The organism is Enterobacter sp. DSM 30060 (genome assembly GCF_013375955.1).
Lineage (GTDB): Bacteria > Pseudomonadota > Gammaproteobacteria > Enterobacterales > Enterobacteriaceae > Enterobacter > Enterobacter intestinihominis.
Genome location: NZ_CP056118.1, coordinates 2,609,697 through 2,630,276, shown reverse-complemented (window position 1 = coordinate 2,630,276; position 20,580 = coordinate 2,609,697). Strand labels below are relative to the sequence as shown.

16 protein-coding genes are annotated in these 20,580 nt (G+C 56.5%); 7 read left to right on the top strand and 9 right to left on the bottom strand.

Features of this window, described 5'->3' with window-relative positions; all coding sequences use genetic code 11:
* Positions 1-7: 7 nt before the first annotated feature.
* The 3 genes from glnD (at position 8) to HWQ15_RS12460 (ending at position 4,041) form a co-directional block, all read left to right on the top strand.
* Entirely contained in the window at positions 8-2,683 is a 2,676-nt protein-coding gene (gene glnD / locus HWQ15_RS12470; RefSeq protein ID WP_063148831.1) for a bifunctional uridylyltransferase/uridylyl-removing protein GlnD, read from the top strand.
* Between the two features lie 32 nt (positions 2,684-2,715).
* Complete coding sequence (dapD, locus tag HWQ15_RS12465; protein WP_003856214.1) at positions 2,716-3,540, top strand: 2,3,4,5-tetrahydropyridine-2,6-dicarboxylate N-succinyltransferase; 825 nt, start codon at positions 2,716-2,718, stop codon at positions 3,538-3,540.
* Positions 3,541-3,651: 111 nt separating this feature from the next.
* Positions 3,652-4,041 carry a DUF3461 family protein gene (locus HWQ15_RS12460; protein WP_022647102.1) on the top strand — a complete coding sequence of 130 codons (390 nt, stop codon included), beginning with the start codon at positions 3,652-3,654 and terminating at the stop codon, positions 4,039-4,041.
* A gap of 89 nt (positions 4,042-4,130) precedes the next feature.
* Here the strand turns inward: HWQ15_RS12460 and HWQ15_RS12455 are convergent, their stop codons facing one another.
* From HWQ15_RS12455 to dgt, 3 genes are all read right to left on the bottom strand, one after another.
* On the bottom strand, positions 4,131-5,288 hold the full coding sequence (locus HWQ15_RS12455; RefSeq protein ID WP_003856217.1) for a CdaR family transcriptional regulator: 1,158 nt from the start codon (positions 5,286-5,288) through the stop codon (positions 4,131-4,133).
* A 146-nt stretch (positions 5,289-5,434) separates the two neighbouring features.
* Positions 5,435-6,868, bottom strand: coding sequence for a serine endoprotease DegP (gene degP / locus HWQ15_RS12450; RefSeq protein ID WP_022647101.1), 1,434 nt, complete (start codon positions 6,866-6,868; stop codon positions 5,435-5,437).
* Positions 6,869-7,000: 132 nt separating this feature from the next.
* Positions 7,001-8,515: a dGTPase gene (gene dgt / locus HWQ15_RS12445; protein WP_023299363.1), complete on the bottom strand. Its 1,515-nt coding sequence runs from the start codon at positions 8,513-8,515 to the stop codon at positions 7,001-7,003.
* Positions 8,516-8,597: 82 nt separating this feature from the next.
* Between dgt and mtnN the strand changes: the two genes are divergently transcribed.
* From mtnN to HWQ15_RS12430, 3 genes are read left to right on the top strand one after another with little or no spacing between them, the layout of a single operon-like run.
* A complete protein-coding gene (gene mtnN, locus HWQ15_RS12440; RefSeq protein WP_003856223.1) occupies positions 8,598-9,296 on the top strand; it encodes a 5'-methylthioadenosine/S-adenosylhomocysteine nucleosidase in 699 nt (232 codons plus the stop codon).
* A complete protein-coding gene (gene btuF, locus HWQ15_RS12435; RefSeq protein WP_022647099.1) occupies positions 9,289-10,098 on the top strand; it encodes a vitamin B12 ABC transporter substrate-binding protein BtuF in 810 nt (269 codons plus the stop codon). The genes mtnN and btuF overlap by 8 nt, the downstream gene beginning before the upstream one ends.
* Positions 10,099-10,121: 23 nt before the next feature.
* Positions 10,122-10,745 carry a TRIC cation channel family protein gene (locus HWQ15_RS12430; RefSeq protein WP_003856227.1) on the top strand — a complete coding sequence of 208 codons (624 nt, stop codon included), beginning with the start codon at positions 10,122-10,124 and terminating at the stop codon, positions 10,743-10,745.
* A 57-nt stretch (positions 10,746-10,802) separates the two neighbouring features.
* Here the strand turns inward: HWQ15_RS12430 and erpA are convergent, their stop codons facing one another.
* On the bottom strand, positions 10,803-11,147 hold the full coding sequence (gene erpA / locus HWQ15_RS12425) for an iron-sulfur cluster insertion protein ErpA (RefSeq protein ID WP_003856230.1): 345 nt from the start codon (positions 11,145-11,147) through the stop codon (positions 10,803-10,805).
* A gap of 85 nt (positions 11,148-11,232) precedes the next feature.
* Positions 11,233-12,633, bottom strand: coding sequence for a H(+)/Cl(-) exchange transporter ClcA (gene clcA / locus HWQ15_RS12420; RefSeq protein ID WP_022647097.1), 1,401 nt, complete (start codon positions 12,631-12,633; stop codon positions 11,233-11,235).
* A 177-nt stretch (positions 12,634-12,810) separates the two neighbouring features.
* Here clcA and hemL point away from each other — a divergent pair, with 177 nt between their 5' ends.
* The gene (hemL, locus tag HWQ15_RS12415) at positions 12,811-14,091 is read left to right on the top strand and encodes a glutamate-1-semialdehyde 2,1-aminomutase (protein ID WP_038415373.1); all 1,281 of its coding nucleotides are present in this window, start codon (positions 12,811-12,813) and stop codon (positions 14,089-14,091) included.
* Positions 14,092-14,436: 345 nt separating this feature from the next.
* Here the strand turns inward: hemL and fhuB are convergent, their stop codons facing one another.
* The 4 genes from fhuB to fhuA are packed head-to-tail and all read right to left on the bottom strand — an operon-like array spanning position 14,437 to position 20,337.
* A complete protein-coding gene (gene fhuB, locus HWQ15_RS12410; RefSeq protein ID WP_063148784.1) occupies positions 14,437-16,419 on the bottom strand; it encodes a Fe(3+)-hydroxamate ABC transporter permease FhuB in 1,983 nt (660 codons plus the stop codon).
* The gene (fhuD, locus tag HWQ15_RS12405; RefSeq protein WP_023299359.1) at positions 16,416-17,306 is read right to left on the bottom strand and encodes a Fe(3+)-hydroxamate ABC transporter substrate-binding protein FhuD; all 891 of its coding nucleotides are present in this window, start codon (positions 17,304-17,306) and stop codon (positions 16,416-16,418) included. The genes fhuB and fhuD overlap by 4 nt, the downstream gene beginning before the upstream one ends.
* Positions 17,306-18,103 (bottom strand): Fe3+-hydroxamate ABC transporter ATP-binding protein FhuC, encoded by a 798-nt coding sequence (gene fhuC, locus HWQ15_RS12400; RefSeq protein ID WP_022647093.1) that lies wholly within the window; start codon positions 18,101-18,103, stop codon positions 17,306-17,308. Before fhuC ends, fhuD begins: the two co-directional genes overlap by 1 nt.
* A 50-nt stretch (positions 18,104-18,153) precedes the next feature.
* Positions 18,154-20,337: a ferrichrome porin FhuA gene (gene fhuA, locus HWQ15_RS12395; RefSeq protein ID WP_369806304.1), complete on the bottom strand. Its 2,184-nt coding sequence runs from the start codon at positions 20,335-20,337 to the stop codon at positions 18,154-18,156.
* Positions 20,338-20,580 lie beyond the last annotated feature (243 nt).

The following is a 20,580-nucleotide window of genomic DNA, read 5'->3' as shown; positions in this document are numbered from 1 at the left end:
GCGCACGATGAGTAATCTCTTACCCGAACAGTATGCTAACACAGCACTTCCCACCCTCCCCGACCAGCCTGATAACCCGGGCGTCTGGCCACCGCATGAGCTGACCTGCGCACATATCAAATCCCATATGGCGGTTTTCCATCGCTGGCTGGGTAGCGCATTTGATGCAGGCGTCTCAGCCGAACAGCTCATTGAAGCGCGCACCGAATTTATCGACCAGCTCCTGCAACGTCTGTGGATCGACTACGGTTTCGGGCAGGTGAGCGACGTCGCGTTGGTTGCTGTCGGCGGATATGGCCGGGGTGAACTGCATCCGCTCTCTGATATCGACCTGCTAATCTTAAGCCGTAAAAAACTGCCGGACGATCGGGCGCAGAAAATCGGTGAGCTGTTGACCCTGCTCTGGGACGTGAAGCTGGAAGTGGGTCACAGCGTGCGCACGCTGGAAGAGTGTCTGCTGGAAGGGTTATCTGACCTGACCGTCGCCACCAATTTAATTGAAACCCGCCTGCTGATTGGCGACGTGGCGCTGTTCCTCGAACTGCAAAAGCACATCTTTAGCGACGGCTTCTGGCCTTCAGAAAAATTCTTCGCCGCGAAAGTCGAAGAACAAAACCAGCGCCACCAGCGCTATCACGGCACCAGCTATAATCTCGAACCGGATATTAAAAGCAGCCCCGGTGGCCTGCGCGATATCCACACGCTGCAATGGGTCGCCCGTCGCCATTTTGGGGCCACCTCGCTGGACGAAATGGTCGGTTTTGGTTTTCTGACCGAAGCCGAACGTAACGAACTCAACGAGTGCCTGCATCTGCTCTGGCGCATCCGTTTTGCGCTGCACCTGGAGGTCAACCGCTACGATAACCGCCTGCTGTTTGACCGGCAGCTTAGCGTGGCGCAGCGCCTGAATTACCAGGGCGAGGGCAACGAGCCGGTCGAGCAAATGATGAAGGATTTCTTCCGCGTCACTCGCCGCGTCTCTGAGCTGAACCAGATGCTGTTACAGCTGTTCGATGAGGCGATCCTCGCGCTGACGGCAGACGAAAAACCGCGTCCGATTGATGACGAATTTCAGCTGCGCGGCACGCTGATCGATCTTCGCGACGAAACGCTGTTCATCCGCGAACCGGAAGCGATCCTGCGAATGTTCTATACCATGGTGCGCAACAGCACGATCACCGGGATCTACTCCACTACCCTTCGCCATTTACGCCATGCGCGGCGTCATCTGAAGCAGCCGCTGTGTTACATCCCGGAGGCGCGCTCGCTATTCCTGAGCATGCTTCGTCATCCGGGCGCCGTCAGCCGCGGTCTGCTGCCGATGCACCGACACAGCGTATTGTGGGCCTATATGCCACAGTGGTCGCATATTGTCGGGCAGATGCAGTTCGACCTGTTTCACGCCTATACGGTGGATGAGCACACGATCCGCGTCATGCTGAAGCTGGAAAGTTTTGCCAGAGAAGAGACGCGATCCCGCCATCCGCTGTGCGTTGATTTGTGGCCGCGCCTCTCTCACCCCGAACTGATCCTGATCGCCGCCCTGTTCCATGATATCGCCAAAGGGCGCGGCGGCGACCACTCCGTACTCGGTGCCCAGGACGTGCTGAAATTTGCCGAGCTGCACGGCCTGAACTCACGTGAGACGCAGCTTATTGCCTGGCTGGTTCGCCATCATCTGCTGATGTCGGTTACCGCTCAGCGTCGTGATATTCAGGATCCGGAAGTGATCAAGCAGTTCGCCGAGGAAGTGCAAACGGAGAACCGCCTGCGCTACCTGGTCTGCCTGACGGTAGCCGATATCTGCGCTACCAACGAAACCCTGTGGAACAGCTGGAAGCAGAGCCTGCTGCGCGAACTGTACTTCGCCACCGAAAAACAGCTGCGTCGCGGGATGCAGAACACCCCGGATATGCGCGAGCGCGTGCGCCACCACCAGTTGCAGGCGCTTGCCCTGTTGCGCATGGATAACATTAACGAAGAGGCACTACATCAGATTTGGGCGCGCTGTCGCGCCAACTACTTTGTGCGCCACAGCCCAAACCAGCTTGCCTGGCACGCCCGGCATCTGCTGAAGCACGACCTGACGAAACCAATGATTCTGCTCAGCCCGCAGGCCACGCGTGGCGGAACGGAGATCTTTATCTGGAGCCCGGACCGGCCTTATTTGTTTGCGGCGGTCTGCGCCGAACTGGACAGGCGTAACCTGAGCGTTCACGACGCGCAGATTTTTACCACCCGCGACGGCATGGCGATGGACACCTTTATTGTACTGGAGCCGGATGGCAGCCCGCTGTCGTCGGACAGGCATGAGGGGATACGCTTTGGCCTCGAGCAGGCGATTACGCAGCGCAGCTGGCAACCTCCGCAGCCGCGACGTCAGCCAGCAAAACTGCGCCACTTTACCGTCGATACCGAGGTCAATTTCCTGCCGACCCATACCGACCGTAAATCGTTCCTTGAGCTGATTGCGCTCGACCAGCCAGGGCTGCTCGCCCGCGTCGGCCAGGTTTTTGCCGATCTGGGAATTTCGCTTCACGGCGCCCGAATTACAACCATTGGCGAACGAGTAGAAGATTTATTTATAATCGCGACGGCCGACCGGCGTGCCCTTAATAATGACCTGCAACTTGAAGTGCAACAACGGTTGACAGCAGCCCTCAATCCAAACGATAAAGGGTGACGTGTTTTTTAGTGAAATGGAAAGAGTAAACAATGCAGCAGTTACAGAACGTTATTGAGTCCGCTTTTGAGCGTCGCGCCGACATCACTCCGGCAAATGTGGATACCGTGACCCGTGAAGCGGTAAACCAGGTTATTTCCCTGCTGGATTCCGGCGCGCTGCGCGTGGCAGAAAAAATCGACGGTCAGTGGGTTACTCATCAATGGCTGAAGAAAGCTGTGCTGCTCTCTTTCCGTATCAACGATAACCAGGTTATCGACGGAGCAGAAAGCCGCTACTTCGATAAAGTGCCAATGAAATTTGCGGATTACGACGAAGCGCGCTTCCAGAAAGAGGGCTTCCGCGTAGTACCACCGGCAGCCGTTCGTCAGGGGGCATTCATCGCACGCAACACCGTGCTGATGCCATCCTACGTGAACATCGGCGCCTACGTTGACGAAGGCACCATGGTGGACACCTGGGCTACCGTCGGCTCCTGCGCGCAGATCGGTAAAAATGTTCACCTGTCCGGCGGCGTCGGCATTGGTGGCGTTCTGGAGCCACTTCAGGCTAACCCAACCATCATCGAAGACAACTGCTTCATCGGCGCACGTTCCGAAGTGGTTGAAGGCGTGATCGTCGAAGAAGGTTCTGTGATCTCCATGGGCGTGTACATTGGCCAGAGCACCCGTATTTACGATCGCGAAACCGGTGAAATTCACTACGGCCGCGTTCCAGCCGGTTCCGTTGTGGTTTCCGGCAACCTGCCGTCTAAAGATGGCAAATACAGCCTGTACTGCGCGGTCATCGTGAAAAAAGTGGATGCGAAAACGCGCGGTAAAGTGGGCATCAATGAACTGCTGCGCACCATCGATTAATCGGGTATAACAAAAAGCGGGGGCAACCCCGCTTTTTTTATATCCGAAGGTGGCGAAAATAGATTTTTTCGTTAATTATTCATAGGTTATGTTGAGATCAAGGGTACCGCTATGTACGATAATCTGAAAAGTCTGGGCATTACCAATCCTGATGAAATTGATCGTTATAGTCTCCGCCAGGAAGCCAATAACGATATTTTGAAAATCTATTTTCACAAGGACAAAGGAGAGTTCTTCGCCAAAAGCGTGAAATTTAAATACCCACGCCAGCGTAAGACCGTTGTCGCTGACGGTATCGGTCAGGGATATAAAGAAGTACAGGAAATCAGCCCTAACCTGCGCTACGTTATCGACGAACTCGATCAAATCTGCCAGCGCGATCGCAGCGAAGTCGATCTGAAACGTAAGATCCTTGACGACCTGCGTCACCTGGAAAGTGTTGTTACCCATAAGATCAGCGAAATTGAAGCTGATCTTGAGAAATTGACGCGTAACAAATGAGCCGTTTTATTGCCCGGTGGCGCTTCGCTTACCGGGCCTACGAACGCATGTAGGCCGGGTAAGGCGAAGCCGCCAGCCGGCAAAAAGCATCATCTTTGTTCATCCAGCTGCAACGCCACATACAGCAGTAGCCGGTCGTCAAAATTCCCTAAATCCAGCCCCGTCAGTTCCGAGATCCGGTTTAGCCTATACTCCAGCGTATTACGGTGAATAAACAGCGCTTTTGACGTTGCCAGCGGCTGCACGTTATGCCGGAACCACGCCTGCAACGTACGGCGCAGCAGCCCGTTGTTGTCCATCGCTTTCAGACGCACCAGCGGGCGCGCCAGCTCGTTGGCCTGCCAGCCACCGCGCAGGCTGTCGAGCAGGACCGGCAGCATCAGATCCTGATAGAAATAACTGCGGCTCTCCGGCATGCGCTGTTTACCCACCATCATGGTGGTGCGCGCCGTTCGCCATGAACGGGCGATACTTCCCGGCCCGGTAAAGTAATTTCCCAGCGCGACGCGAAAACGGAGCTGTCCGTTCTCCTTCATGCGCTCGATGAGCAGCTCAACGCGGCGACGATGATCTTCCGCGTCCCAGCGACCAAACTGATTAAGCGCAGGCTTGAGCACCACCATTTCCGTCAAAGAGACGATTGCCACCAGGTTGTTACGCTCCGGCGTCGCCAGCATATTTTGCAGCTGCTGTAGCTCCACCATGGCGCTGTCCACGCCAAGCTGGCCGCTATCCACCTCAATAACGGCGACCACGCGCGGCTGATTCAGGTCGATACCCAGACGCTGCGCCCACTCGCTCAGGGCAGGCGTGTGCTCCTCCGCCTGGATCAAATTCATCACCAGCTCTTCACGCAGGCGGCTGTCCTGGGCGAGCAGGTGCATCAGACGCGACTGCTCCAGCATCATCTCCGCCGTCATGCAGACCAGCTCGCCGTATTTACGCAGCGATTCAGGATCGCCGGTCAGACCGATAACGCCAACAATCTCTCCTTCCAGACGCAGCGGCAGGTTGATCCCCTGACGGACCCCGTGCAGATGTTTCGCCACGGCGTCATCAATGTCGACCACGCGCCCCTGAGAGAGCACCAGCAACGCCCCTTCGTGCAATTCACCAATACGCTCACGATCGCCGCTGCCGATAATGCGCCCTCGGGCGTCCATTACGTTGATATTGGTATCGATGATTCGCATGGTGCGCGCCACGATATCCTGCGCCATTTTGGTATCAAGATGCCAGCCAGCCATATAACCCTCCCGTGAGCAGAGCTCAAGCATAGGGAAGTTCAGCTAAGGCTGCATTGTGCAGATGCCCAAAGGCAGAGAGAGATGTATGGAGTTGTGGGAAAGGTCACAGAAAAGAGAAAGCCCCTGCGAACAGGGGCTTAAGAAGATTACTGCATCAGGAGATAAATAGAGGTATCACCACGCTGAATATTCAGTGCCAGCACGGACGGCTTGCTGTCGAGAATTTTGCGCAGTTCAGCGATGTTTTTCACCGGCTGCTGGTTAGCGCCCATGATCACATCACCTTTTTTCAGGCCGATACGGGCAGCAGGTGAGTTCGCTTTCACGTTGTTCACCACCACGCCTTTATCTGCCCCTTTGTTGCTCATCTCAGCACCTTCAATACCGCTGAAGATGGTGCTGGAATCCACCTGATTCTGACTGCTCTGTTGCAGTTCCAGGCTCACGTTAACTGGCTTACCTTCACGCAGCAGGCCGAGGGTCACTTTACTGCCGATTGGCATAGAACCCACTTCCGCACGCAGGGCGGCAAAGCTGCTGATCGGTTTACCGTTCAGAGAGGTGATCACGTCACCCGCTTTAATGCCGGCTTTCGCCGCTGAAGAGTTCGGCATGACCTGGCTCACGAATGCGCCGCGCTGAGCGTCCACTTTCATCGCTTTCGCCAGCTCGGAGTTCAGCTCGGTCCCCATGATACCCAGCTCACCGCGTTTCACCTGTCCATATTGCACCATCTGCGCAGTCAGGTTTTTCACCATGTTGCTCGGGATAGCAAAGCCGATACCGATGTTGCCACCGTCCGGTGCCAGGATAGCGGTGTTGATACCGATCAGTTCACCGTTCAGGTTAACCAGCGCACCGCCGGAGTTACCGCGGTTAATGGCCGCATCCGTCTGGATGAAGTTTTCATAGTTTTCCGCATTCAGGCCGCTACGTCCCAGCGCGGAGACGATACCCGAGGTCACGGTTTCGCCCAGACCAAACGGGTTACCGATGGCGACAGTGTAGTCACCCACGCGCAGCGCGTCAGAGTCGGCAAGCTTAATCGCCGTCAGGTTCTTCGGATCCTGAATTTGAATCAGTGCGATATCGGAGCGCGGGTCTTTACCGACCACTTTGGCATCGAATTTACGGCCATCGCTCATCTGAACCTTAATGGTGTTAGCATTATCTACCACGTGGTTATTGGTCACCACGTAGCCTTTCGCTGCATCAATAATAACGCCCGAGCCGAGTGCCATGAATTTCTGCTGCTGGCCGCCGCCCTGACCGTCATCCCCTGCGCCGCCGCCCTGACAGAACGGGGAGCTCTGGAATGGCGAACCGTCCTGGCAGAATGGCGAATTGTCGCCGAAGAACTGCTGGAAATTACGCGGCATACGCGGCGTATTGACGGTTGTGCTGCCCTCAACGTTAATACTCACCACCGATGGCATCACTTTTTCGAGCATCGGGGCCAGGCTTGGCATCTGCTGCGCAGTCGCTGCCGAGGAAGCTGTCTCGGCCGCCGTCGCCAGAGGGGACAACGCTAAACCTAAACTCAGAGCCAGTGCACTCATTGCTAATGTGGTTTTTTTCATGTTTCTCAATCTCGATTTACCAGATAACGCAAAATTGCTGTGTAACTCAGATTCGTTTTATACCGCTTAGTTCCGGGATTAAGTTTATGGAAAAAGTAAAAATTTATTGGTCGTCTTTACAAAACTCATGGCTTATTCAACGGCCATAAGCTTGCGGTATTCATCCCAGGCATACAAATCTGTCATCCCGCTGATATAGTCCTGGATAAGACGACAGCGATAATAATATTCCATGACTGGCCATTGGGAAGAATGACGATCTATTTTACTGACGGCCTCAATGTATGCCAGCCGGTGACGGGTTGAAAGCTTCTGATAGAGACGAGATTCAATCGGCAGGCGGCGAACACGTTCATTTTCGACCAGCTCGCAAAACTCATCGACCGTCAGCTGGAGCAGCGGGCCATAAATTTCCAGCAACCCGCTGATAACCCGGTATCCTTGCAGCTCCAGCTGTTCGACATCCGGGTGGCTGAAAACATGGCGAACAGCCACGTTTTTATATAATTCAAGCAGCTGACTAAAACTGCTCTCATCTTCCAGCAGGGCGTGATTAAATTCCCCGCTAAATATCATCGGCAAATTATCAATGAAACGGGCGGCCGCATACGGCACCAGTTTATTCAGCGTATTGACCCGCAAATACATAAAGAACTGATCTTCGGTACTGCGGCTCAGCGAATTTGAACGCGATTTATCCCAGGCATTCTCGACGACCTGTGCAAACAGAGAACCTTTTTCATGCTCTCCCCAGGCATCGTGAAGATGCTGATACAGCTCCTCGACGCTGAATATTCTTTTTTCCACTGCGTCTTCCAGATCGGCCACGCAATAAGAAATGTCATCAGCCGCTTCCATAATCCACGTCAATGGAAAACGGCCATTCGGCGTTAGCGAAAGTTCTTTACGCAACCGTTCAATGTACGCTTCTTCCGACAGGTAATAGCCCGGTTTTTTCATCAGGTAGCTATGGGTGGCAGGCGTTTCCCCCATCCACCACGCGGGACGCGTGTATTTGAGAATACAGCCCACCTGCGCCCAGGTCAGATTCATGCGCATCAGGGAGTGCACCAGACGGATCCCCTGCGCGTTACCTTCGAAATGACACAGATCCTGACGCACCTTGCGGCGCAGATCGTTCAGGCTATCTTCGCCCTCACGCAGGCGTAAATCGCGTACCACACAGCGGTCATCGCTGAGCGGCTGGCTTATGGCGTCAGAGGGAAAAAGCCGCTGTTTAAACCAGTCATTGATGGCGGCCTCGCCGAAATGACCAAAGGGAGGATTGCCGATATCGTGCATCAGGCAGGCCATCTCAACGATGCTTTCGAACGGCCCGGTCAGTTCATCCAGCCCGTAGGTTTCCAGCAGACGTTGCTCTTTAAGACGGCTGAGGATCTCTTTTGCAATGTAGCGCCCCACCTGCTGCACTTCCATGGAGTGCGTTAACCGCGTACGCACCGCGGCGTTACGCTCCAGCGGGAACACCTGGGTTTTTTGCTGTAACCGGCGGATGGCGGGCGAATTGATGATGCGTCCGCGATCGCTTTCAAAAATGCGCAGGATCTCATGTTCGCTCTTATCGCCCTGCGGCGAACGGAAACGTCGGTGCCAGTTAATTTTGGTGCGAAAATCGATTGGTGCCATGTGCTCCCCCGCGTGAGAATGCGTTTCCCCTTAACCGCATGATAGACTATGCATCTTAACAAGGCACATCGCGAGTAAATCTATGAAAATCGGCATTATTGGTGCAATGGAAGAAGAAGTTACGCTGCTGCGTGACAAAATTGAGAACCGTCAGACCCTCTCCCTTGGTGGCTGTGAGATCTACACCGGCCAGCTGAACGGCGTTGACGTGGCTCTGCTGAAATCAGGCATCGGTAAAGTTGCAGCGGCACTGGGCGCGACCCTGCTGCTTGAGCGCTGCAAGCCTGACGTTATCATTAATACAGGTTCTGCGGGCGGTCTGGCGCCGACGCTGAAAGTGGGCGATATCGTGGTTTCCGACGAAGCGCGTTACCACGATGCAGATGTCACCGCATTCGGCTACGAATATGGTCAGCTTCCGGGCTGCCCGGCCGGGTTTAAAGCGGATGATAAGCTGATTGCCGCCGCTGAAAGCTGCATTAACGAGCTGAACCTCAATGCGGTGCGTGGCCTGATCGTCAGCGGCGATGCCTTTATCAACGGCTCTGTTGGTCTGGCGAAAATCCGTCATAACTTCCCGCAGGCTGTGGCCGTTGAGATGGAAGCCACGGCCATTGCGCACGTGTGCCATAACTTCAGCGTGCCGTTCGTGGTCGTTCGCGCGATCTCTGACGTGGCGGACCAGCAGTCCCACATCAGCTTCGACGAGTTCCTGGCCGTTGCGGCCAAACAGTCCACCGTGATGGTGGAAACCCTGGTGCAGAAACTGGCGCGTGGGTAAGGTGTCATTCAGGGCGCTGGTCGCCCTGCTTCTGCTCGCCCCGGCCTGGCTCATCGCCGCGCCGCGGGTGATCACACTCTCCCCTGCCAATACGGAACTGGCGTTTGCCGCCGGGATTACGCCCGTTGCGGTGAGCAGCTTTTCCGATTATCCACCGCAGGCCGCCCAAATCGAACAGGTTGCCACCTGGCAGGGAATGAACCTGGAACGCATCGTGGCGCTGAAGCCCGATCTGGTTCTTGCCTGGCGCGGTGGTAATGCCGAACGACAGGTGAACCAGCTCTCTTCGCTGGGAATAACGGTAAAATGGGTAGATGCGGTGAGCATCGAACAGGTGGCGCAAACCCTCCGTGACCTCGCGCCCTTCAGCCCTACCCCCCAACGCGCCGAGCACGCTGCACAGCAGATGCTCAACGACTATGCTGCGCTAAAAACCCGATACGGCACGCAACCGAAACAACGCGTTTTTCTGCAATTTGGCAGCCAGCCGCTGTTCACTACCGGGAAAGGTTCGATCCAGAACCAGGTGCTTGAGATCTGTGGAGGTGAAAATATCTTTGCCGAAAGCCGGGTCCCCTGGCCGCAGGTCAGTCGTGAGCAGGTTCTGGCGCGACAACCGCAGGCCATTGTGGTGGTCGGAAATGCGAGCGAGATTCCTAAAATAGAACAATTCTGGCATCGGCAGCTTAAAATTCCGGTCATCGCACTCAACAGCGACTGGTTTGAACGCGCCAGCCCGCGTATTATCCTCGCCGCAAAACAACTCTGCGCCGAACTGGCAGAGAGTCACTCAAACAGATAAATACCCTATTCGAGGATTTAACGATGCTCGTGTATTGGCTGGATATTCTTGGCACAGCCGTTTTTGCTATCTCCGGCGTTTTGCTTGCCGGAAAACTACGCATGGATCCTTTTGGCGTACTGGTGCTCGGCGTCGTTACGGCGGTAGGCGGCGGAACGATTCGCGATATGGCGCTGGCAAACGGCCCGGTATTCTGGGTAAAAGATCCAACGGATCTGGTGGTGGCGATGGTCACCTGCCTGTTAACCATCGTGCTGGTTCGTCAGCCTCGCAGACTACCAAAATGGATATTGCCAGTGCTGGATGCCGTCGGTCTGGCGGTCTTTGTGGGAATAGGCGTGAATAAAGCCTTTATTGCCGGGACTGGCCCGCTGGTGGCGATCTGTATGGGCGTGTTGACCGGCGTGGGCGGAGGGATTATTCGCGACATTCTGGCGCGAGAAGTCCCGATGATCCTGCGAACGGAAATCTACGCGACGGCCTGTATCATCGGGGGGATTGTTCACGCCACGGCGTATTACACCTTTGCTGTCCCGCTGGAAAACGCGGCGATGCTGGGGATGGTGGTAACGCTGGTGATCCGTTTAGCGGCGATACGCTGGCACCTGAAGCTGCCGACGTTTGCACTGGATGAAAATTCAAGATAGGTGTCGTTTATAAGCCCGGTGGCGCTTCGCTTACCGGGCCTACAATTTGCATTCAGGTTAAATACTGAATGAAGAACCACACCCGCAGGTGCTGGTCGCATTCGGGTTAGTCACCACAAAGCGCGAACCTTCCAGACCTTCAGTGTAGTCCACTGAACCGCCCACCAGATATTGCAGGCTCATCGGATCAACCACCAGCGCGACGCCCTGTTTCTCGATAGTCATATCACCATCGTTAACCTGGTCGTCAAAGGTAAAACCATACTGGAAGCCACTACAGCCGCCGCCGGTAATATAAACACGCAGTTTCAGATCCGGATTGTCCTCGTCGGCAATCAGGGTTTTCACTTTTTTCGCTGCTGCTTCGGTAAATTCCAGCGGCAACGCTACGTCATCACTCATCTTATGCTCCCATGAATACTGCGACTGCTATTGGGTAAAAATCACCCAATTCTTTTTGTCATTATCTAATACCCTGGTAATTCATTCAAGTATTCTGCTTCAGGGCCTGTTCAGCTTCCTGTTTCGCCAGGGTACGGGCAAGAATGGTGGAGTATAGCGGTTTTCCACCCAGGAATTGGGCTAATAGTGTCGCGCCGAGGCAGGTAATGATCATTGGCAAAATGAGCTGGTAATTGTCGGTCATTTCCAGCACCAGCACGATCCCGGTCAGCGGCGCACGCAGGGAGGCCGCCAGCAGCGCCCCCATTCCCGCAACCGCAAACGTTCCCGCATCCAGATGGTAGGCCGGGAAGCCTGCCGCCGCCGCCATCCCGAACGCCGTACCCAGCAGCGTCCCCAGCGCCAGCATCGGGGCGAAAATGCCGCCCGGGGCACCAGAGGAGAAGCACAATACCGTGGTGATGACGCGTGAAATAAACATAAACAGCAGCAGGCCTACGCTGAAATTCCCCGCCGCGGCAATGGGAATCAGACCGAAACCGCCGCCCGCCGCATTCGGTTCGATAAAACCGAGGATCCCGCACACGCCACCAAGCAGGCCCCCCACCAGCACCCATTTCGTGGTATTTCCGCCATGGATGCGCTGAAACATATCCTGCGCCCGTAAAATCAGGGTGTTAAAAAGCGGGCCAACGACGCCAAAAATCATCCCAAGAATCAGATACAGCCACAAAGTATTGACCGGCGCATTGGTTAGCTTGCCAACTTCAATCACCGCCCCTTCGCCGTTAAAGACGCGAAAGACAATGCTCGACATAATCACGCCGGTAAACACCGCTTTAATGGAGATCAGGTTGTAGCGGAACTGGGCGCGCATCTCTTCAATGATAAACAGGATACCCGCCAGCGGCGCGTTAAACGCGGCAGACAGCCCGGCCGCCGCCCCCGTTGCCAGCAGCGTATGGCGCGCTTCGGCGCTGCGCATACGGAACAGATCGCCGACCATGCGCCCGACGTTACCGCCCAGCTGTACCGTTGGTCCTTCCCGACCGAGCACCATGCCCGCTCCGAGCGTTCCCATCCCGCCGATAAATTTCACAGGAAGCACGCGCCACCAGCGAACCGGGCGTAGCTCTTCCAGCGCCCCCTCAATTTCAGGGATCCCCGAGCCACCTGCTTCAGGTGCGAATTTACGCACCAGAAAATAGCCCACCATGGCAAACAGGGCCGAAAGGCCAAAGGCCCACACCCAGACCAGCCATTCACGATCCGCGAAGCTGGCGACGGTGCCTATGCGCCAGTTGAGCACCGCATTGACGGCTTTCTCAAACGCGACGCCTACCAGCCCGGCCAGCGTGCCCACAACGGCGGCTGCCACCAGAATGGCTAACGGGGTTTTGTCACGGTTGAGCAGCCGCCGGATACTGACCCGGTGCTTCGCGCGCGTAAACTGTTGTTGTTCAAAAGAAGGCGTGTTCTCGTTCATTACCTGTTCTGTTTCGTCATACAAAAGGCCGCAGGGATTCTACCAGAGACAATCCCCTCGTCCCCTGAAAAATACTTAACAATTGTTAAGCCTTCTATGGGGCAAAAATTTTATAACCTCTTCCGAATCACTTAGAATAGTTGCCTTAACTCATTTCTACGAACCAGGAACGACGCCATGAGCAAGTCTGAAAACCTCTACAGCGCAGCCCGCGAGCTAATCCCAGGCGGCGTGAACTCACCCGTGCGCGCCTTTACCGGCGTGGGTGGCACCCCGCTGTTTATCGAACGTGCGGATGGCGCATATCTGTATGATGTGGATGGTAAAGCCTATGTCGATTACGTCGGCTCCTGGGGCCCGATGGTACTGGGGCATAACCACCCGGCGATCCGCAACGCGGTGATTGAAGCCGCTCAGCGCGGCCTGAGCTTCGGCGCGCCAACCGAGATGGAAGTCAAAATGGCGGAGCTGGTCACCGAACTGGTGCCAACGATGGACATGGTGCGTATGGTGAACTCCGGTACCGAAGCGACCATGAGCGCTATCCGTCTGGCGCGCGGTTTTACCGGCCGTGACAAGATCATCAAGTTCGAAGGTTGTTATCACGGCCATGCCGACTGTCTGCTGGTGAAAGCCGGTTCCGGCGCGCTGACCCTCGGCCAGCCGAACTCCCCGGGGGTGCCGGCTGATTTCGCGAAACACACGTTGACCTGCACCTATAACGACCTGAGCACCGTTCGCGCCGCGTTCGAGCAGTATCCGCAGGAGATCGCCTGCATCATCGTTGAGCCAGTTGCGGGCAACATGAACTGTATCCCACCGCAGCCGGATTTCCTGCCGGGCCTGCGCGCCCTGTGCGATGAGTTCGGCGCGCTGCTGATCATCGACGAAGTGATGACCGGCTTCCGCGTGGCGCTGGCGGGTGCCCAGTCTTATTATGGCGTGGAGCCGGATCTGACCTGCCTCGGCAAAATCATTGGCGGCGGCATGCCTGTCGGCGCGTTTGGCGGCCGTAAGGACGTCATGGACGTGCTGGCGCCAACCGGTCCGGTTTACCAGGCGGGTACGCTCTCCGGTAACCCGATTGCGATGGCGGCGGGCTTTGCCTGTCTGACCGAAGTGGCGCAGCCGGGTATCCACGAAACCTTGACGGACCGGACGACGCAACTGGCAAACGGTTTGCTGGAAGCCGCAGAAGATGCGGGTATTCCACTGGTGGTGAACCACGTGGGCGGGATGTTCGGGATTTTCTTCACCGATGCGAAAACCGTGACCTGCTATCAGGACGTGGTGAAATGCGACGTGGAACGCTTCAAACGCTTCTTCCACCTGATGCTGGGAGAAGGCGTGTATCTTGCCCCGTCAGCGTTTGAAGCGGGCTTTATGTCCGTGGCGCACAGCGAAGAAGATATCAATAACACCATCGACGCAGCGCGTAAGGTATTTGCGAAGCTGTAAAATGTGCGGCTTGATGCCCTCACCCCAACCCTCTCCCACAGGGCTGAGGGTTCCCCACAAATTAATGCGAGCACTGAGCAATCCCCTCGCCCCTCCGGGGAGAGGGTTAGGGTGAGGGGAACATACGGCGGTGGTGGTCATTCCGTTCACTTTATGTTCCTTGCTACTCTGTAACGACATGACCGGTGAACGTGCCAGGGTGGCTCAGGGCATCGCTGACAGCCCTCAGTCATTTAGAAAGCAACTTTATTGCTTCTGCATAAAAAAATTACTGGGGATCCCTCAGCCCACAGGGAGAGGGAGCAAACACTAAAACGGCAATCTAAGGATTGCCGTTTACTTTTATTACCGACTCTGCTTTCTCAACAGATAAATAAAGTAAGGCGCGCCGATAAAGGTCGACAGGAGGCCCGCCGGGATCTGATACGGGAACAGCACCATCCTTCCGCACCAGTCAGCAAAGACCAGGATCGCCCCGCCCGTCAGCGCAGAGATCACGATATGCGGCAAAGTCCTGCGGAAACCCATCATACGGGCGATATGCGGCGCCATTAATCCGACAAAACTGAGCGGGCCGATAGTCATGGTGGCCGTCGCCGTCAGGCACGCGGCCAGCAGCAACAGCGCAATGCGCGTTGGCGTCAGCGCCACCCCGACCGCGCGGGCGGTATCCCCACCCAGCGGCAGAATGGTCATCCAGCGGCGGCACAGCGGCACAATCGCCAGCAGCACGATCATCACAATCCCGGTATGCACCACCTGACTGCCAGTGGCGTTGTATGTTGAACCGGAAATCCATGTCAGGATCTGCGCCATGCGCGGATCGCCGCTCGCCTGCAACATCATCAGCAGCATAGTAAACGCGGTGCTGAGCGCCATCCCGGCCAGCAGCATGCGGTGAGGTGAGAAACCACCTCGCCCGGAGGCGATCAGGATAATCATCAGCGTGACTGCCGCACCGATACTCCCGGCAGGCATCAGCCAGCCGAACGCATTGCCCGGCACGAGGAACAACATCATCACTACGCCAAACGCGGCCCCGGAGCTGATCCCTAATACTTCCGGGCTTGCCATCGGGTTGCCGGTGAGACGCTGGATAATACAGCCCGCCACCGCCAGCATGACGCCCGCAATCAGCGCGGAGAAAATCCGCGGCCAGCGCCACTGCATGAGTTCATGCAGCAAATCCCCCGTTGCCCAGTGCCAGCCCGTGGCGTCGCGTCCCAGCGAGAGTGCGGCAAACGAGGCGATAACCAGCACTGCCAGCCCGGCAAGGCTGAACCACACCACCGACTGACGCTCGGCATGCACTTTATCGCCGGCATCCATCGCCGGAGCGCTAATGCTGCGCAGGCGCGGCAGCAGCCACAGCAGCAGCGGCGCGCCGATCAGGGCCGTCACCGAGCCCGTGGAAACTTCCATCCAGACGCGCGCCAGCCAGAGAATGAGCTGATCGGAAAGCCAGAGTATCAGCGCACCAATCAGCGGCGCCAGCATCAGACGCGCCAGCAGACGGCGCGCGCCGAGCATTTTTGCCAGCAATGGCGCAAACAGGCCGATAAACCCGATGATGCCGACGGCGTTAACCAGTAACGCGCTCAGCACAATCGCCAGGGTCAGGGCCGCCAGACGGGCCAGCGACAGCGCCAGCCCGAGATTGCGCGCCACGCCGTCATCGAGGCCCATCAGCGTGAGCGGACGCAGCAGCAGCAGCGTCAGCACCACGCCGCCAAACAGCTGCGGCCACAGGCGCTGGACGATACTCCAGTCGGTCTGGGTGAGCGTGCCGGTACTCCACATAAACATGCTTTGCAGCTGATCGTGGTGAAACAGCACCAGCAGCTGGTTGATCGCCCCACAGTAGAGGCTGACGACCAGCCCCGCGAGGATCAGCGTGACCGGCGAGAGACGTTTTCCCCAGGCTACGCCAAAGACCAGCGCACCGACCACGCATGCGCCTGCCAGCGCGGCAAACTGCGAGGTTAACGCTCCCGGCAGGGTCCAGAGCGTGGTGATGGTGATCCCCAGCTGAGCCCCCGTCGCCACGCCCAGCGTGGTTGGCTCCGCCAGCGGGTTACGTAGCACCTGCTGAAACAGTACGCCCACCAGTCCCAGTCCCGCCCCGACCAGCAGGGAGATAGCCAGACGCGGCAGCAGGCTGTAGTGGAACAGCATTTGCTGAATATTGTCGATATCCGGTGCGGCAAACGCGGCTGCCCACTGATCGCGCGGTAACGCCGTGGTCAGGTTAAAGTCGGTTAATGCCAGGGCAGCCAGAAAAATGAGCGCTAACAGTAACATCGGGAAACGGGCCATACGCGTGCTCATGCCTTGCCTCCCAGTGCATTGTCCAGCACGCGGGCAAAATGCATGGCCGACAGCGTCGCGCCGTAGAACCATACCGCTGGCGCGCGCAGGAAGCGCTGCTCGCGGACGAACGGCATTGCCTGCCAGAGCGGAGTCGCCATCAGGGTTTGCATCTCGCGCTCATTGCCGTGGTCAAAGCACAGCACGTCCACATCACGAAACGCCGCCAGACGGTCAATCCCCACGGCGGTACTGCCCCAGAACGTCATCTCGCCTTCCCAGGCATTGCGAATGCCAAAGCTGTCGAGAACTTCCTGGAATAGACAGTTATTTCCAAAGACCAGCATATGGCGGGCATCCAGCAGGGTCACCATCAGCAAAGGCCGATCGCCACGGTGGGCAAAGCGCGGCTTAAGGGAATCAATCAGCGCATCAAATTCATTGAGATGTTTTTTCGCCTCAGCCTCACGGTTGAGGAACTGCGCCATCTCGTGGATGGAATTTTTTGCCATGGTCAGCGGCTTTTTACCGTCGCTAAAGGAAAAGCCCCGTCCGGGCGCAATCTTCGCCATGGTCTCTTCCGACGGGCCATACCCCGCAGACCAGAATAAATAAGACGGTTTCATCTGGGTGAGAAGCTCAAGGTTCGGCTCCGTACGCAGACCGATGTCGATGACGGAGTCCGGCAGTTTTGGCTCATTCACCCACAGGGTGTAGTTGGGAATATCGGCCACGCCGTAAGGCGTCACGCCCAGCGCCATCATCAGTTCGACGGGCAACCACTCCAGCGCCACGATGCGGTGCGGATCGACTGCGGCAGCGCGGGCCGGGCCCATCTTTAACAGCAGCGGTGAGAGTGCCATGGCCGTCAGCAGGCGACGGCGGCTAATTAATGTTGGATCCAGCATCAGTAGACAAAGCTCACGGGTGCAGCCCCGGCCGGGTGAGGCAGAATGCCCATAGGAATACCGTAGATATGTTCCAGCGTTTCGCTGCGCATCAGTTCGGCAGGCGTACCCTGAGCGATCATTTCACCGCCGCGCAGCGCTACCAGATAGTCGCAGTAGCGTGCCGCCATGTTGATATCATGCAGAACGGCAATCACCGTCAGGCCGCGCTGCTGGCTTAAGCGATGCACCAGCGCCAGGACGTCAACCTGATGAGCAATATCCAGCGCTGAAGTGGGTTCGTCGAGCAGCAGGCAGCGGCTGTCCTGCGCTACCAGCATCGCGATCCATGCGCGCTGACGCTCGCCACCGGACAGGCTATCCACCAGACGGTGCGCCAGCGGTTTTAACCCAACCAGCGCGATCGCCTCTTCCACTTTCTCTCTGTCAGCAACGCCAAAACGCCCGAGCGCACCGTGCCACGGATAACGTCCAATCGCCACCAGCTCGCGCACCGTCATCCCCTCCGCCTGCGGCAACTGCTGCGGCAGATAGGCCACCTTGCGGGCAAAGGCCTTACTGCTCCAGCTCGCCAGCGGCTGGTCATCCAGCAGAATGTCGCCCTCGGACGGCGGCTGATGACGGCCCAGCATCTTCAGCAGCGTCGATTTACCGGAACCATTGTGCCCGATTAAACCGGTCACTTTACCTGCGGGAAACGTCAAAGAGAGCGGATGCAGCAAGGTGCGCCCGGGTACGCGAAAGGAGAGATTGTTGAGCGTGAAGGTGGAGTCGGATTGCGTTTTAGTATCCTGCATGTCAGCCAACTTAAATAAAAAGGGCACGGCGAACCGTGCCCATAAAGAGGTTAGAAGCGGAAGGTCGCCGTGGCAACAACCTGGCGTCCTGCTCCCCAGTAGCATGCATACTCGCTGTAGCAGCTGGAGACGTATTCACGATCAAAGATGTTGTTCACGTTGACGCCGACGGAAGAGCCCGGCAGACCGAAGCGCGCCAGATCGTATTTCACGGTCGCATCCGCCAGGGCATAACCCGCGACGTTAAAGGACTCATAGGCTTTAGGCGACGCTGAGGAGTAGTACGTCACCGTGTTACCGATGTAGCGAGCACCCGCACCAACGGTCAGGCCACTTAGCGCCGTCTCGTGGAAGGTGTAATCCGCCCACAGTGATGCCATGTTGCGCGGTACTTCTGCCGGACGACGACCTTCATACCAGGTATCGTGGGTGTATTCCGCATCGGTGTAGCTGTAGGCCGCCGTCACGTTCACGTTAGCCGACACCGCCGCTTTCGCTTCCAGCTCAAAGCCTCGGGAGCGAATTTCACCGCCCTGCACGCTAAAGCCGCTGGTCGGGTTCGCCGGATCGGCGGTCAGGTTATTGTTCTTGGTCAGCTGGTATACCGCTGCCGTCACCACAACAGGCAGATCTTTTGGAACATACTTCACGCCCGCTTCATACTGCTTGCCGCGTGCCGGATCGAACGGTTTACCACCCTGAGTAGTGCCAGAGAGCGGTTCAAAGGATTCACTGTAGCTGAAGTATGGTGTAATCCCGTTGTCGAACAGGTAGTTAATCCCCCCGCGCCAGGTAAATGCCTGATCGTTAATTTCCGCGGTGGTTCCGTTATTACGGTTAAAGGCAGACGTTTTCGCAAAGTCATAGCGGCCACCCAGGGTGAGTACCCACTTATCCCATTCAGCCTGATCCTGCGCATAGAGCCCGGTCTGCTCCTGACGATTGAGCATGGCATACGGGAAGTTCACATTGACGTTCGCATTGCCGTGCTGAGGATTGTTCATGCTGATCGGATCGGCGGTGCCGTAGTCAGCATCAATGTCATTTCGCATACGAAGGTAATCCACACCCGTCAGCAGGGTATGGTCAACGGCGCCGGTCGCGAATTTCGACTGTAGCTGTGTATCAACCGTGAACGAGTTGAGGTCTTCATCTGAGCGCACGTAGGCACGGCTTATCTGGGCCGGGGCGATATAGCCGTTACCGTAAACTGAACGGTACAGCGTGTTGATTTTGGTATAACGCAGGTTCTGACGCACGGTGAAGGTGTCGTTGAATTCATGCGCGAAGCTGTAACCCACCATTTTCTGACGACGGGAGATCTTATTGTCTTCATCACCTTCGTTGAAGTCGGTCGGCAGTTTGTGCGCTTTTCCGTTAGCATCATAGTAAGGCACAACGGTACCTTCACGTGGCAGCCAGCCGTAGTAACCCGCATCCGGATCGCTCTGGAAGTTGCTCAGGAAGGTGAAATCGGTTTTATCATCAGGACGCCAGCTGAAAGACGGCGCAATCGCGTAACGAGTAGATTTCACCATTTCCTGCTGCGCGTTCTCACTACGTCCCAGACCGGTCAGACGGTAGGACCACACGCCGTCATCGTCAATCGCGTCGCTGAAATCAAACCCCGTCTGCCAGAGGTTATCCGTCCCCATTTTGAACTGAATTTCTTTCAACGGTTCCGTGGTTGGACGCTTGCTGACCATACTCACTACGCCGCCCGGATGGCTTTTGCCATACAGTACAGACGTCGGGCCACGCAGCAGCTCTACGCGCTCAAGGAAGTACGGGTCCATGGACGCTTCAGAGTAGTTGTCTCCCTGCAACTTCATACCATCCAGATACTGGTTGGTATTCACGGTGCTGGAGGTCGTGAAACCACGAATCGAAACCACATCGTAAGTTGTTGAGGCGCCGCGCGTTGCGAAAACGCTTGGGGTGTAGGCCAGGGCCTGTTTAACCGTCCCCGGCTGTTTCATGTCCATCTCTTCACGAGTCACAACAGAAATAGACTGCGGGGTTTTCTCAATGGGTGTATCGGTTTTCGTCGCCGTTGCAGTGCGTTTTGCCGCAATCGTCGGTGCAGGACCCCAGGCACTTTCCTGTGCAGCCGGTGCGGCAGTCACGGTGATGGTTTCTTCTTTCTTGGGGGTTTCAGCGGCCTGTGCATAAGCAGACATGCCGGCAACCGCTGTGGCTACGACGGCTGCGATTTTACGCAGCGACGTGTTAATTGGCTGGCAGTATTGGAAAGCGCCATGATGGATCTCTGATGAAAAAGGTGAATGATAACGTAAACGAGAATTATTATTATGACCGCAGAATAATATGCGAAACGCTGACGGCATAGCAAGCGATATGCGGCCCTACAAGAATTGAGGGTTTAAGAAATAATCAACGGAAAACGGGTCGTTAATAAGGATTGAAAACAGGGTTAAGGAAATGAGTTGCTGAGGTGAAAAAACACCCCCTTCCAG

Coding starts and splice junctions, on each gene's coding strand:
- glnD (WP_063148831.1), top strand. CDS start 8: ATGAGTAATCTCTTACCCGAACAGTATGCTAACACAGCACTTCCCACC.
- dapD (WP_003856214.1), top strand. CDS start 2,716: ATGCAGCAGTTACAGAACGTTATTGAGTCCGCTTTTGAGCGTCGCGCC.
- HWQ15_RS12460 (WP_022647102.1), top strand. CDS start 3,652: ATGTACGATAATCTGAAAAGTCTGGGCATTACCAATCCTGATGAAATT.
- HWQ15_RS12455 (WP_003856217.1), bottom strand. CDS start 5,288: ATGGCTGGCTGGCATCTTGATACCAAAATGGCGCAGGATATCGTGGCG.
- degP (WP_022647101.1), bottom strand. CDS start 6,868: ATGAAAAAAACCACATTAGCAATGAGTGCACTGGCTCTGAGTTTAGGT.
- dgt (WP_023299363.1), bottom strand. CDS start 8,515: ATGGCACCAATCGATTTTCGCACCAAAATTAACTGGCACCGACGTTTC.
- mtnN (WP_003856223.1), top strand. CDS start 8,598: ATGAAAATCGGCATTATTGGTGCAATGGAAGAAGAAGTTACGCTGCTG.
- HWQ15_RS12430 (WP_003856227.1), top strand. CDS start 10,122: ATGCTCGTGTATTGGCTGGATATTCTTGGCACAGCCGTTTTTGCTATC.
- erpA (WP_003856230.1), bottom strand. CDS start 11,147: ATGAGTGATGACGTAGCGTTGCCGCTGGAATTTACCGAAGCAGCAGCG.
- clcA (WP_022647097.1), bottom strand. CDS start 12,633: ATGAACGAGAACACGCCTTCTTTTGAACAACAACAGTTTACGCGCGCG.
- hemL (WP_038415373.1), top strand. CDS start 12,811: ATGAGCAAGTCTGAAAACCTCTACAGCGCAGCCCGCGAGCTAATCCCA.
- fhuB (WP_063148784.1), bottom strand. CDS start 16,419: ATGAGCACGCGTATGGCCCGTTTCCCGATGTTACTGTTAGCGCTCATT.
- fhuD (WP_023299359.1), bottom strand. CDS start 17,306: ATGCTGGATCCAACATTAATTAGCCGCCGTCGCCTGCTGACGGCCATG.
- fhuC (WP_022647093.1), bottom strand. CDS start 18,103: ATGCAGGATACTAAAACGCAATCCGACTCCACCTTCACGCTCAACAAT.